The organism is Nocardia concava NBRC 100430 (assembly GCF_000308815.1).
Taxonomy (GTDB): Bacteria; Actinomycetota; Actinomycetes; order Mycobacteriales; family Mycobacteriaceae; genus Nocardia; species Nocardia concava.
On the sequence record NZ_BAFX01000132.1, the window covers coordinates 19,775 to 32,295 of the forward strand.

A 12,521-nucleotide genomic window follows, 5' to 3' on the forward strand; every position below is an offset into this window, starting at 1 on the left:
ACGCAGCGGGCAGAACGGAGTCGAATATGAGCGATCGCGAGGAACTGAGCTGGGAGCTATTCGGTGACGCCAGCAGGGATCTGGCCCAGGAGATCGCCGATGACGGCTTCGAACCCGACCTCATCCTGTCGATCGCCCGCGGCGGCCTCTTCGTGGCCGGGTCCCTCGGCTACGCCCTCGACGTCAAGAACCTCCACGTCATGAACGTCGAGTTCTACACCGGCGTGGACCAGCGTCTCGACATGCCGGTCATGCTCCCGCCGGTACCCAGCGCCGTCGACCTCACCGGCGCCACCGTCCTCGTCGCCGACGATGTCGCCGACACCGGCAAGACCCTCAAACTGGTCCGCGACTTCTGCGAGAACCACGTCGCCGAGGTGCGCTGCGCGGTCATCTACCAGAAGCCGCACTCCGAGGTGGACTGCGAATACGTCTGGAAGCGCACCGACAAGTGGATCAACTTCCCCTGGTCGGTGCTGCCGCCCGTGGTCAACCGCGAGGTCCGCGTCCTCGACGCCTGAATCACGCTCCGCACCAACGACAATGCTCGTCAACGACAACGGCCCGCAACCACATGGTTGCGGGCCGTTCGTCTGCTATCGCTGCGAAAAGGTTCAGACCAGCTCGGCGGAGAGGATGGTGATCGGCTCGACCGGCACGTCCTGGTGGCCGGCCTTGTTGCCGGTCTTGACGCCCTCGATCGCGTCCACGACGGCCTCGCCGTCGACGACCTTGCCGAACACCGCGTAGCCGAAGCCGTCCTGGCCCGGGTAGTTCAGGAAGCCGTTGTTGCTGGTGTTGATGAAGAACTGCGCGCTGGCCGAATGCGGGGCCGAGGTACGCGCCATGGCGACGGTGTACTTGTCGTTCTTGAGGCCGTTGGCCGCCTCGTTCTCGACCTGCCGCGGGGCCGGCTTCTGCTGCATGTTCGCGGACAGGCCGCCACCCTGGATCATGAAGTTCGGGATCACGCGGTGGAACACGGTGTCCGCGTAATGGCCTTCCTTCACGTATTCGACGAAGTTGGCGACGGTCTTGGGTGCCTTGGCCTCGTCCAGTTCCAGGGTGATGTCCCCGGCGGAGGTCTTCAGGAGCACTTTGGTCATGCGACCCATCGTATGGGAGCGCCCAACCCGGCGACCGGGCGGCATCGAATAGCCGCCCCTCTCTTCGTGGTTGGGAGGTGATGGGTGTGGTCAGGCGGTCGCGTGTGCGTGGCGATTGCTGGAATATGTTCAAAACGAAGCTACATGCGTAGATGCGCATATTTCCATTGCCTAATTCTCGATATTGCTCGAGGAGACCCGGTCGCCGGCGCAGGTCCCCAGGGTCAGGCTTCGTACAGCTCGAGTGGCAGATCGTCCGGATCGGCGAAGAAGGCGAACCGCTTCCCCGTGTACTCGTCCACCCTCACTTCTTCTACCGCCACTCCCCTACCCCGCAGCTCGGCCAGGGCCTCCACCACATCTGGAACGACGAAAGCGAGGTGCCGCAAACCCGCAGCCTCGGGCCGGGAGGGCCGCGCCGGTGGGTCCGGAAACGAGAAGAGCTCCAGCTGCCCGCCGTCCGGAAGCGCGAGATCCAGCTTGTACGAACGCCTTTCGGCCCGATAGTTCTCGGCGATCACCCACAGCCCGAGGATCTCGGTATAGAAGGCCTTCGACTTCTCGTAATCCGAAGCGATGATCGCGACGTGGTGGATCCGCTGCAGCTGCACTCCCCCGACGCTAGCGCACCCCTTCCCACGGCTCGGTGAAGGCGATCAGGAATCAAGAAGCAACCCGGGGTACCGCGGCCATAACGTGGGCGTCGACGCAGTTCGGACCATGAAAAAGGAGCCCTCCGATGACCAAGAAGATCGACGCGATCCTCTACCCCGTAACCGATATCGCCGCCGCGAAGGCGCAGTTCACCACCCTCCTCGGCGTCGAGCCGGCCGTGGACCAGCCCTACTACGTGCACTTCGAAACCCCCGACGGCATCGCGGTCGGCCTGGTCCCCAACGGCCAGCAGCGCGGCATGATCGGCGGCACCGTCTTCTGGACCGTCGACGACATCAACACCGCAGTCAAGACCCTCGTCGAGGCAGGCGGCACGGTCACCGAAGACGCCCACGACGTAGGCGGCGGCAAACTCGTCGCGATCCTCAAGGACCCCCAGGGCAACGTAATCGGCCTCGCCCAGTCCTGACAGCCGCATCAAGATCAGGGAGCTCCCACCGCGCGAATTCGGACAAGAACTCGCAGTGAGAGCTCCCTGATCTTGTTGGCGTGCTTACCCGTTGAGGTCCGCGACCGTTGAGGGCGCCCCGGCGAGGCGGACGGTCCGAGTCTTTTGCCGGACCCATATGGCGGCAGCGGCTGCCGCGAGCGCCAATGCGATGCCGGTAGAGCTGGCCACCAGGTGGAGATACCACGGTAGGTCGGCAGAGTGGCGGGGAATGATGAGGGGCACCAGGAAGCTGAACGACAGGTTGGCGAGCAGCCAAGTCAGCGCCCAACTGAGTGCGTTGCGCAGGCCTTCTCCCCAGGGTCGGGCCTCGGGTGTACCGCGTCGGTGAATCCACCTTGCCGCAGCGGCGAATCCGAGCGCAGACGACAGGCATACCGCGGCCCACAGGAGCCGTGACTGTGCTCCTTCTCCGGGATCATGCACTCCGGTGACGCCGACGTACAGGAAGTACATCGCATAGATGCCGAGCAGCACGATCCACATGAGTCGCAGCAGTGCCCATACGCGTTTGCGTAGCGGTCGCCCTGGGGCTTCGGCTGGTCCCCGGGTGCGGTTCCACAACCAGATCAGCCCGGCCCCGAGCCCGAGAACCAGGGCCAGAACGAACGCAGCCATTCCGAGGTGGCCGTACCAATATTTCGGGGTCCGCGGTGCGAGGCGTATGGGTCCGGCGAAGGATTCCCGGCGGAAGCGGCACGGTCATTCTTCGTCGGCCGTTCGCGTCGTTGATCGAGGCTTCGAATTCTCACCGATCAACCATCTGCCCTCGATGTCGGGGCCAGCGGCTGTGCCGGTGGTTTGGGTTTGGACGGTGGTGATGCCGCCGAAGTCTTCTTGGATGACGGTTCCGGGTGGGACTCCGCCGTATCCGGCTGTCGAGAGTGGGTGGTTGAACTCGCCGCCGCCGATGCCGTGGCGTCTGATCTTGCGCCAGCGCAGCACCAGCAGTGTCATCGGCCCGAAGAAGCCGATCATGAGCACGAGTATCGGTACCAGAGCCGATCCGTCCATACCTCAGTAAATACCGACAGCTATCTTCCAGCAATTCGAGTCGCTTGTGCGCACGGAACCATGTTTGCCGTCGCGGTGTCAGACGCTCGGGTTTGGGTAGGCGGTGGGCAGAGGTGTTCGGGGATGACCGGACGCGACCGTCGAGCGACAGCGAATGCGGAGGTGAGTGCTGTGTCGATTTCTGGTCCGACGAGGTCGGGTGCGCAATCGCAGCACATCGGTCCCGGGGAGGTTGGCCACGACTCGGGTCGGGAGACGACGGGTGAGTTGGTGCAGCGGGCCTCGCAGCAGCTGACCGAGTTGGTGCGTGGGGAGTTGAGGCTGGCTCAGGCGGAGATGAAGGAGAAGGGCAGACGGTACGGGATCAGTGGCGGGCTGCTCGGGGGCGCGGGGGTGGTCGGGTTTCTGACGTTGCAGGCCTTGGTTTTCACGGTGATCGCGGCGCTGGCTCTGGTGTTGCCGGTGTGGGCGTCGGCGCTGATCGTCACCGGGGTGCTCGCGGTGGTTGCCGCGGTGCTGGCGCTGGTGGGCCGTACGCAGGTGGGCCAGGCGACCCCGCCGACACCCGAGCAGACGATCGAAACCGTCAAAGCCGATATCGCTCAAATCAAGGAGAGCTCACACCGATGAATAAGTCGGATCCGGAGAAGAAGACCGCGGCTGCCGTCGACGAGCTGCGTGAGCAGGTCGAGCACAGCCGCGAGGAACTCGCGCAGACCGTCGAGGCGCTCGCGGCCAAAACCGACGTCAAGGCACGCGCTCAGGACAAGGCCGAGGCCGCCAAGCAACAGGCCGTCGCGAAAGCTGAGCAGCTGAGGCACAAGACCACTGACGCCGCCGCGCAGGCTCGCGACCGAACGGTGCAGGCCGGTCGCACAGTGCAGGCCAAGACGCCGGAACCGGTGCGGCACAGGACAGCTCAGCTCGCCGATCAGGCACGCCGCCACCCGGGCCTGGTGCTCGCGGGTGCGGCGGGTGCGGTGATCACGGTGTGGGTGGTGCGGCGCCGGCGGAACGGATGAGCCGGTGAGAGCAGTCAAGATCGCCTATAAGCCGGTCGGTCTCGTCCTGGGTGCGGTCAGCGGCCTGCTCGCCGGGGCGGTTTTCAGGCAGACCTGGCGGATGCTCGGCCACGACGAGCACGTGCCGGAGGCCACCGACGAGGATCGGAGCTGGCAGGAGGTGCTGCTGGCCGCTGTCGTGCAGGGCGCGATCTTCGCCGGAGTCCACGCCGCGGTCGACCGTGCCGGTGCTGTCGCCACCCGACGATTGACCGGTGCCTGGCCCGGCTGACCCGCGGAACCCTTTGCGCCGAGGAGCGTGCCTCATACCGGTCACGTGCGAGAACTTCGGTGGTTCGGGACTTTCACCGTGCTGGCGCAGCGGTGCGCTTCGGCGCGTGTCGGCGGTCGCTGTCCGCGGTGGTCAGCTCGCCAGCGCCGCAGCCGCGGCGGCCAGCAGCATGCCTCGGTAGGAGGCGCCGAACAGTACGACGTGTACGAGCAGCGGGTGGAGCTGGTGCAGTGGAACTCGTTGCCGCCAGCCCGGATTCAGCGGTGCGGCTTCCTGGTAGGCGGCGAGGATGCGGTCGAGGTGGGGTGCGCCGAAGAGGGCGAGCATGGCGAGGTCGGTTTCGCGGTGGCCGCCGTGGGCGGCGGGGTCGATGAGGAGGGCGCGGTCCTGGGACCAGAGGATGTTGCCGGACCACAGGTCGCCGTGGATGCGGGAGGGTGGTTCGGGTGGGCCCGCGAGGTCGGTGATGCGGGCTATGACGCGTTCGAGCAGGCGGATGCCGTCGGGGCCGAGGTCGGGGGCGGCTGCCGAAAGGTATGGGGCCAGGCGGTGTTCGGCGTACCAGGGTGCCCAGTCGCCGGTACGGGGGGGTGTTGTCGAGGGGCAGGGTGGCGATGTAGCCGTTCCAGGGTGCGCCGTAGGTGTCGGGGGTGGCGGCGTGGAGGGTGGCGAGGTCGTGGCCGAGTTGTTCGGCGGCTTCGGGTGTGGGCGATTGTGTTGGCTGCCAAGCCAGGACGAGCATGGTGGGGTCGGCGGCGAGGACCGGTGGGACGAGGCTGGAGTGTGCTGCTGCGAGCCAGCGCAGGCCCGCGGCTTCGGCGGTGAGCGCGGTGGAGGGGGTGCCGTCGTGGAGGGCTTTGACGAATAGTTCGCGGCCGTCGGTGGTTTCGGCGCGGTGCAGGGTCCAGGCGTGGCTGTGGCCGAGGGGGTGGAGGCGGGCGATGGGTGTGCCGGTGAGGTGGGCGAGGTGCGCGGGCACGTCCATGGGTTCTCATTGTGCGGGATGAACACCCCTGCGCGGACCGACTAGTCGGGACTGACGGTGATGAGGTCGCGGAGCAGGGCGGCGGTGGCGGGGTCGGCGGGAAAGAAGGCTTCGACGGCGAGTTCGGCGACGGTGACGTTCATGGGGGTGCCGAAGACGGTGGTGGCGCTGACGAAGGAGAGTTCCTGCCCGTCGTGGCGCAGCCGCAACGGGACGACGGCCTGGTCGGGTTCGGGCAGGCCGGGTGCTTCCTCGCCGCCGGGGTAGGCGCGCAGTTCTTCCAGCAGCGCAACCAGTTCCGGTGCGCCGGTCACCTCGATCTGCCGTTGCAGACGTTCGAAGAGGTGGCCGCGCCATTGTGCGAGGTTGATGATCCGGCCGGCGAGTCCGTCGGGGTGCAGGGTCAGGCGCAGCGAGTTGACGGGTGGTTGCAGCAGGGCGGGGTCGATGCCGGTGAGGAACAGGGCGACCCCGGCGTTGGCGTCGACCATGGTCCAGGTGGCGTCGATGGCCAGGGCGGGGTGGGGTTCGAGGCCGGTGAGGATTTGGCGCAGGGTGTCGCGGATCGGTTGCATGGCCGGGTTGTCCAGGGCGGGTTCGGCGTAGACGGGGGCATAGCCGGCGGCGAGGAGCATGCGGTTGCGTTCGCGCAGGGGGATGTCGAGTTCGTCGGACAGGTGCAGCAGCATCTGGCGGCTGGGGGTGGCGCGGCCGGTTTCGATGAAGCTGAGGTGGCGGGTCGAGGTGTCGGCGCGTCCGGCGAGTTCGAGCTGGCTCAGCCGCCGGGTGGTTCGCCAGTGCCGGAGCAGATCGCCCGCCGTTTGTGTCGCCATCTCCCGATCGTACGAATGGGTAAGGGTCGCAGGCCATTACCCGGGAGGTAATCGAGTCAGTGTGCGGCGGGGCGGTGGATGGCGAAGTCGGAGAGGGTGATGGGCGGGTGGCCGCCGTATTTCTCGATGGTGGGGGTGACCTGGTAGAGGCCGGTGCCTTCGCCGAGGATTCGGAAGATCTCCCAGAGTTTGGTCAGATGTTCGGCGGCGTGGGCGGTTCCGTAGAAGTCGAGTGCCCAGCGGTGCCAGGTGTCGGGGTCGGTGTCGTGGTAGGTGCGGCCGAGGGCGCGGGCGGCGTCGCCGATGGTGAGGACGTCGCCGGTGAGCAGCAGGATCGGGTCCACGTCGAGGGAGGGATCGCTGAGCAGTCCGGCGGCGACGCGGGCGACGTCGGCGGCGGCGACCAGGGGCAGTTCGGTGGTGGGCGGGCCCATGGGCAGGGACAGGGCGGCTCCGTCGCCGGTGTCGGCGATGCGGGCGAGGTTTTCGTGGAAGACGGCCGAGCGCAGGTGGATCGCGCCGATGTCGGCCCAGTCGAGGATCTGTTCGGCGACCCAGTGCTGGCGCATGCGCGGGGTCAGTGCCTGGGGTCCGGCGGCGAGTTGGGAGACGGCGACGACGCGTTCGAGTTCGGCTTCGCGGGCGGCGACGGCGAACGCGCCGGCGGCGTCGAGGAGTCCGTCGATGACCGGGTAGGTGAAGTAGGCGCAGCGCACGCCGGACAGGGCGGTGCGCAGGAAGGCGAGATCGCGGATGTCGCCGACGACGACGTCCGCGCCGAGGGCGCGCAGCACGGTGGCGCGGACGTCGTCGGTGTGGACGAGTGCGCGGACGGGGATGCCGCGCCCGAGTAGTTGTGCGGTGAGGTGCCGTCCGGAGGATCCGTCGCGCCCCCCGGCGGCACCGGTGACCAGGATCGGCTCCATGTCTCAACGGTACGGGTTGTGACCTTGCGGCACAGGCGGTTCGCCCGCGGTGGCGGGATCTCGCTATGAGGCGTCGAGGTTTTCGATCTCCGCGGCCACGGGTACCGCGAGGAAGCTGAGCCGGCTCGGCTGGTGCGGGTCGAGGACGACGTGCTGGTCGCGGATGTGGCGGGTGACCGCCGGGGTGAGGAAGTAGCGGGGCCAGCTGGTGCGGGCGATGGCGACGCGCAGGCGGTGGCCGGTGCGCAGGACGGCTTCGGTGGGGGTGATGTCGATGTCGAGATCATGCGGCACACCGGGATTCACCGGCAGGACGGCCTCGGCGCTGAGGCAGTGTTCGGCGGTGAGGAGTTCACCGTCGCGGTATCCGCTGGCCTTCTCGTCGAGGGCGCGTCGCGTCGAACGCAGGGCGCCGCGGGCGATAACAGTCGAGGTGCCGTCGGGGGCGACGTCGCAGACGGTGACGGCCCAGAACGCCTCGGTGCCCGACGCGCTGGCGTGCAGGTGCAGGTTGATCGGTCCCGACAGCAGCAGGTCGTGGTCGAGGGCGTCGCTGGTGAAGGTGGCCGCGGCGGCCTCGTGGGCGCGGTCGTCGATCGACCAGTCGCGCCCCAGCAGCGTGGGCAGGCCCATCAGGATCCAGGTGCTGGTCTGGGAGGTGATGGCGGGCCGCTTGCGGGGCAGCCGGATTCGCGCGGCATACCGGTCGGGCGCCGGGTGCAGGGAGCCGTCATGGGCGGCGTGTGGTGCGGCGCCGCTGGGCTGGCGCGACAGGTACCAGTGGTGCGGGCGTGCGGCCGGATGCGGGTAGTCGGTGCGGCTGACCCAGTCGCCGCCGAGCTGGCGCACGGTGACCGGTCCGTAGGCGTCGATCCCGTTGTCGATGCCCTTGACCCAGCGGTCGAAGAACGCGCACTGCAACTCGTCGAGGCGTTGCGGGTGATCCTCGGTGCCGAACCCGGTGCCGGGGCCGACGTGGTAGCTGTCCTCGACCACGAGTTGCGCGGCGCCCGCGGGCAATTGGAGCCGTTGATGCAGTCCGGGTGTGGAGCGGGCGAACACGTCGTGCCAGCCGGCGTGGATCCAGGTGGCGGCGGTGACCTGCTCGAGGTCGGGGCGGCGGTCGCGGGCGTCGGCGTCGTAGAAGTGCTGGCGGTGGTGGTCGTCGAGCAGGGCGCCGGTGAGATCGGTGAACCGGGTGAACGGGCTGGCCAGCCGGTCGCGCAGATAGCGCACGGCGGCACCGGATTTCACCAGTCCGGGTACCGAGGGCAGCCATTTGCCGCCGTTGACCGCGGCCAGCCAGGCGATGTTGAAGGTGGATTGCGCGCCGCCGGTGAGGATGAGGTCGCGGGTGGGGTCTTCCGAACCGACCAGGGCGAACACGGCTTTCAATCCCTCGGGCCGGTGTCCGGCGGTCTGCAGGGCGGTGATGGCGAGGTAGGAGATGCCGGTCATGGCGAGATCGCCGTTGCACCAGGGCTGGTGGCGCACCCAGCCGAGGACCTCGAGGTGGTCGCGTTGCTCGCGGGCGGACAGGAGTTGCAGGCGGCCGGTGGAGGTGCCGGTGCCGCGCACGTCGACGGCGACGTGGACGTAGCCGCGGGCGATGAGGGTTCGGTTGGCGCGCACCGATTCCAGGGCGCCGCCACCGAGGGCGCGCAGCATCTCCCGGCCGCCCGCGCGGCCGTGCGGGGAGGGCGGGACGAGGCGGTAGACGAGGGGGCCGACGGCGGAGACGGCGTCGATGAGCGGGTTGGCGCGCGTCATCAGCGTCTTGTTGTACGGGGTGAGGGTGATGACGGCGGGCAGGGGTTCGGTCACCGGGCGCCCGCGCTGGTCGGCGGGGCGGGTGATGTCGGCGGAGAGAATCGTGCCGTCGCTCAACCGGATTCCGACGCCGCGGCGCAGGTGCACCTTCGGGTGGCGGGCGGGCCCGATGTCGAAGCGCGCGTTGGGTGGCAGTCCCGGGCGCGCGGGGGCGGGTGTGACATTGTGCGCGTGCGCCATGTCGGCTCCTTTGCCGAGGCCGCCCGCCACCATGCGGGCGCGCCTGTCTCAGACGGTACGGGTTCGCCGGTGTGCTGTCACCTGACATCCGGCCCGATTTCACCGATCCGGTTCATGCAGCCGACCAAACGCCACTCTCGTTGCCCGGCAGTGCCTTTCACGAGATCCGCATCACGATCAAGTGACGCGGTGCCGAGACAGGGCGGCGGGGCTGTGGCAGGCTGGCCTGGCATGAAGACCATGCTGATCACGGGGGCCACATCGGGGATCGGCCTGGCCGCCGCGCGACAGCTCGCCGCCGACGGACACCATCTCATCCTGGTCGGCCGCAACCCCGAAAAGCTCACCGCCACAACCGAATCGATCCGCGCCGATACCGGGGCGCAGATCGACGCCCTGGAATGCGACCTGTCCTCCCTCGACGCCGTGCGCGCCCTGGCCGAGACGGTGCGCAAAGACTACGACCACCTCGATGTGCTGGCCAGCAACGCGGGCGGATTCCACCTGCGCCGCACCGAAACCGGCGACGGCCTGGAAGCCACCTTCGCCGTCAACCACCTCGCCGGTTTCCTGCTCACCGAACTGCTATTGGATCTGCTGCGCGAGAGCGCCCCCGCCCGCATCCTGTTCACCTCCTCGGTCATGCACTACGGCAACACCTTCGACTTCGACGATCCCCAGCTGCGCCGCGGCTACAACGGCGCCACCGCCTACGGCCGCGCCAAACTCGCCAATATCCTCTACACCCGCGACCTGGCCCAGCGCCTGGCCGGAACCCGCGTCACCGCCAACGCCTTCCACCCCGGCGTGGTCGCCACCGGCATCTGGGACGCCGCCCCCTGGTTCGCCCGCCCCGCCATGTCCGTGCTCAAGAAGATCTTCATGATCTCCCCCGAGCAGGCCGCCCACACCCTCACCTACCTCGCCACCGACCCCGACGTCGGCGCCGTCACCGGCTGCTACTTCCAGCACAACCGGGTCAAGGCCCCCTCCCCCGCCGCCCAGGACGACGCCGCCGCCACCCGCCTGCACCGCCTCTGCGCCGAGCTGGCGGGCCTGCCCGAATAGGGCTGCGGTACAGGGCAGCCATCGGCGACGCGTCCGCCCCGAGCACTACCGACAGTCGTCCGACGCCGCAGCCGCAGACCGGCGGACGGATGCGGCTCCACCCACCCATGCGGCAGGCCCTCCGCGCGGCGGGAGCTCTGCGTCGTCCGTCCGCATGGCCCCGACATTGGCCGGGATGGAGGTCGTCAGAGGGTGCGGATGACGCGGGCGGGATTGCCTGCGGCGAAGACCTTTTCGGGGAGGTCGCGGGTGACGACGGCGCCCGCGCCGACCACCGTGTTCGCACCGATCGTGACGCCGGGGCACACGATGACCCCGCCGCCGAGCCACACATTGTCGCCGATGGTGATGGGCGCGGCGGTTTCCCAGCGTTCGCGGCGCAGCTCGTGGTCTTCCATCGGGTGCAGGGCGGTGAGCAGTTGGGTGCGGGGTCCGATGGAGACGTCGTCGCCGATGGTGACCGGGGCACAGTCCATGACGATGGCGTGGTAGTTGAGGAAGCTGTTGCGGCCCAGGCGGATCAGGTTGCCGTAGTCGCATTGGAAGCGCGGCATGATCCACGAGCCTTCCCCGATCTCGCCGAGCAGCTCCTCGAGAATGCCGCGGCGCACGGCGTCCTCGCCGGCGCGGGTGGCGTTGAATCGGTCGAGTAGCCGCTGGCAGTGCAGGCGTTCGGCGATCAGTTCCGGATCGTTGTCACGGTAGAGCTCGCCGGCGAGCATGCGGTCCTTGTGTTCTCCCACCCAGCCCATCCTGTCGGGGATCACCGCGCCGCGGACATTCGCGTGTCTGGTATCACCGAAAGGGTGAAAATCGGGTTCTCGCTTCCCCAGTACGGTCCGCACGCACGCGAGGCCGCGCGCATCGCGCACTACGCCAGCACGCTCGAACAGGCCGGGGCCGACAGTCTCTGGGTGGGTGAGCGGCTGATCGCGGCCACCAACCCCAAGGTCGGATACGCGGGTAAGGACACCATTCCCGCCGTATTCAATTCCGTGCTGGACCCGTTCCTCGTGCTGGGTATCGCGGCCGCGGTGACCGAGCGGGTGACACTGGGCACCAATGTGCTCATCGCGCCCCTGCACCGGCCCGCACCGCTGGCCCGCGCCCTCACCACGATCGACGTGGTCAGCGGCGGCCGCCTGATCCCCGGTTTCGGGATCGGCTGGTCGCCCGAGGAGTACGAGGCCGCCGGCGTCCCATTCACCCACCGCGGGGCGCGCCTGGACGAGACTCTCGATGCGCTGGAAGCCATCTGGACCACCGACCCCGCCGCCTACCGGGGCCGCTTCGTCACCGTGCCCGAGCATCGCAGCGAGCTCGAGACCGTGCAGCGCCCGCGCCCGCCGATCCATCTGGCAGCGTTCAGCCCGGCCGGGCTGGCCCGTATCGGCCGCCGCGGTGACGGCTGGCTGCCCGTGGTTCCGGTGCCCGGCCCGCCCGGCTGGGGCAAGCAGCTGCTGTCACTGCGCGCGGTCATCGACGAGGCCGCCGTCGCCGCGGGCCGCGACCCGCAGGCCATCGACACCATCCTGCGCGTCAACGTGGCCGCGGGCACCGACCTCGCCCTGGTGGCCGACACCATCGAATCCGTCGCCGCAGACACCGGATTCGACGATTTCTTCATCGACCTGCTCTACGTCACCGACTCCGTCGACGCCATGCTCGACACCGCCACGGCCCTGCTGGAACGCCTGCGCCGCTGACCAGCCGCCCGGTACGGTCGAATCGGCTATTCCCCACGGATCGGATATTCCTTCCGGAAAGGGTGGACCCGCATGGCGCAGCCCGACCCCACGACCGTCGACGAATACCTCGCCGCCCAGCCCGCACCCATGCGCGAAGCCCTCGACCGGGTGCGCGCGGCCATCCACACCGCGCTCCCGGACTCCACCGAGACCCTGGCCTACAAGATGCCGACCGTCGAGGTGAACGGGAAGGCCGTCGTGTACTTCGCGGGCTGGAAGAAACACCTGTCGGTGTACCCCGTGCCCGCCGGTGACGCCGCCTTCGAGGCGGCCATCGCGCCCTACCTGGCGGGCAAGGGATCACTGAACTTCCCGCTGAAGAACCCCATCCCCTACGAACTCATCGCCGAGATCGCGACACGCCTGGCCGCCCAGCGCGCCGGGCACTGAGCCGGCTGGGCGAATCGCCCTACTT

At 68.6% G+C, this 12,521-nt stretch carries 16 protein-coding genes and 1 pseudogene; 8 read left to right on the top strand and 9 right to left on the bottom strand.

Annotated elements, in window-relative coordinates; translation table 11 throughout:
• Positions 1 to 26: 26 nt before the first annotated feature.
• Positions 27 to 521 (top strand): phosphoribosyltransferase, encoded by a 495-nt coding sequence (locus ON43_RS30565; RefSeq protein WP_040813140.1) that lies wholly within the window; start codon positions 27 to 29, stop codon positions 519 to 521.
• 93 nt (positions 522 to 614) lie between these two features.
• On the opposite strand, the gene ON43_RS30570 is transcribed toward ON43_RS30565, so the two are convergent.
• Together ON43_RS30570 and gloA2 are read right to left on the bottom strand one after the other, a co-directional pair.
• A complete protein-coding gene (locus ON43_RS30570) occupies positions 615 to 1,106 on the bottom strand; it encodes a peptidylprolyl isomerase (RefSeq protein WP_040813176.1) in 492 nt (163 codons plus the stop codon).
• Positions 1,107 to 1,330: 224 nt separating this feature from the next.
• On the bottom strand, positions 1,331 to 1,717 hold the full coding sequence (gene gloA2, locus ON43_RS30575) for an SMU1112c/YaeR family gloxylase I-like metalloprotein (protein WP_040813141.1): 387 nt from the start codon (positions 1,715 to 1,717) through the stop codon (positions 1,331 to 1,333).
• 128 nt (positions 1,718 to 1,845) lie between these two features.
• On the opposite strand from gloA2, the gene ON43_RS30580 reads away from it, so the two are divergent.
• A complete protein-coding gene (locus ON43_RS30580) occupies positions 1,846 to 2,190 on the top strand; it encodes a VOC family protein (protein ID WP_040813142.1) in 345 nt (114 codons plus the stop codon).
• Between the two features lie 84 nt (positions 2,191 to 2,274).
• On the opposite strand, the gene ON43_RS30585 is transcribed toward ON43_RS30580, so the two are convergent.
• Complete coding sequence (locus ON43_RS30585) at positions 2,275 to 2,715, bottom strand: hypothetical protein (protein WP_040813143.1); 441 nt, start codon at positions 2,713 to 2,715, stop codon at positions 2,275 to 2,277.
• Positions 2,716 to 2,931: 216 nt separating this feature from the next.
• A complete protein-coding gene (locus ON43_RS30590) occupies positions 2,932 to 3,243 on the bottom strand; it encodes a hypothetical protein (RefSeq protein ID WP_040813144.1) in 312 nt (103 codons plus the stop codon).
• Between the two features lie 123 nt (positions 3,244 to 3,366).
• Here ON43_RS30590 and ON43_RS30595 point away from each other — a divergent pair, with 123 nt between their 5' ends.
• From ON43_RS30595 to ON43_RS30605, 3 genes are read left to right on the top strand one after another with little or no spacing between them, the layout of a single operon-like run.
• Positions 3,367 to 3,873, top strand: coding sequence for a phage holin family protein (locus ON43_RS30595; protein WP_083913848.1), 507 nt, complete (start codon positions 3,367 to 3,369; stop codon positions 3,871 to 3,873).
• The gene (locus tag ON43_RS30600; protein WP_040813145.1) at positions 3,870 to 4,265 is read left to right on the top strand and encodes a DUF3618 domain-containing protein; all 396 of its coding nucleotides are present in this window, start codon (positions 3,870 to 3,872) and stop codon (positions 4,263 to 4,265) included. Before ON43_RS30595 ends, ON43_RS30600 begins: the two co-directional genes overlap by 4 nt.
• Positions 4,266 to 4,269: 4 nt before the next feature.
• Entirely contained in the window at positions 4,270 to 4,536 is a 267-nt protein-coding gene (locus ON43_RS30605; protein WP_040813146.1) for a DUF4235 domain-containing protein, read from the top strand.
• 132 nt (positions 4,537 to 4,668) lie between these two features.
• On the opposite strand, the pseudogene ON43_RS47345 reads toward ON43_RS30605, so the two are convergent.
• The 4 genes and pseudogenes from ON43_RS47345 to ON43_RS30625 all read right to left on the bottom strand — a co-directional run bounded on the left by ON43_RS47345 (position 4,669) and on the right by ON43_RS30625 (position 9,290).
• Positions 4,669 to 5,521, bottom strand: a pseudogene (locus ON43_RS47345) (fructosamine kinase family protein).
• A 41-nt stretch (positions 5,522 to 5,562) separates the two neighbouring features.
• The gene (locus ON43_RS30615; protein ID WP_040813147.1) at positions 5,563 to 6,354 is read right to left on the bottom strand and encodes a helix-turn-helix domain-containing protein; all 792 of its coding nucleotides are present in this window, start codon (positions 6,352 to 6,354) and stop codon (positions 5,563 to 5,565) included.
• A gap of 56 nt (positions 6,355 to 6,410) precedes the next feature.
• Positions 6,411 to 7,280 carry an NmrA family NAD(P)-binding protein gene (locus ON43_RS30620; protein ID WP_051179458.1) on the bottom strand — a complete coding sequence of 290 codons (870 nt, stop codon included), beginning with the start codon at positions 7,278 to 7,280 and terminating at the stop codon, positions 6,411 to 6,413.
• 63 nt (positions 7,281 to 7,343) lie between these two features.
• The gene (locus tag ON43_RS30625; protein WP_157514244.1) at positions 7,344 to 9,290 is read right to left on the bottom strand and encodes a CocE/NonD family hydrolase; all 1,947 of its coding nucleotides are present in this window, start codon (positions 9,288 to 9,290) and stop codon (positions 7,344 to 7,346) included.
• A 231-nt stretch (positions 9,291 to 9,521) separates the two neighbouring features.
• Between ON43_RS30625 and ON43_RS30630 the strand changes: the two genes are divergently transcribed.
• Positions 9,522 to 10,358, top strand: coding sequence for an SDR family NAD(P)-dependent oxidoreductase (locus ON43_RS30630; protein WP_040813148.1), 837 nt, complete (start codon positions 9,522 to 9,524; stop codon positions 10,356 to 10,358).
• 185 nt (positions 10,359 to 10,543) lie between these two features.
• Here ON43_RS30630 and ON43_RS30635 read toward each other — a convergent pair whose 3' ends face one another.
• Positions 10,544 to 11,101 carry a sugar O-acetyltransferase gene (locus ON43_RS30635; protein WP_040813180.1) on the bottom strand — a complete coding sequence of 186 codons (558 nt, stop codon included), beginning with the start codon at positions 11,099 to 11,101 and terminating at the stop codon, positions 10,544 to 10,546.
• Positions 11,102 to 11,164: 63 nt separating this feature from the next.
• Here ON43_RS30635 and ON43_RS30640 point away from each other — a divergent pair, with 63 nt between their 5' ends.
• The gene (locus tag ON43_RS30640; RefSeq protein ID WP_040813149.1) at positions 11,165 to 12,064 is read left to right on the top strand and encodes a TIGR03619 family F420-dependent LLM class oxidoreductase; all 900 of its coding nucleotides are present in this window, start codon (positions 11,165 to 11,167) and stop codon (positions 12,062 to 12,064) included.
• Between the two features lie 72 nt (positions 12,065 to 12,136).
• Positions 12,137 to 12,496 (top strand): iron chaperone, encoded by a 360-nt coding sequence (locus tag ON43_RS30645; RefSeq protein ID WP_040813150.1) that lies wholly within the window; start codon positions 12,137 to 12,139, stop codon positions 12,494 to 12,496.
• The last annotated feature ends 25 nt before the right edge of the window (positions 12,497 to 12,521 follow it).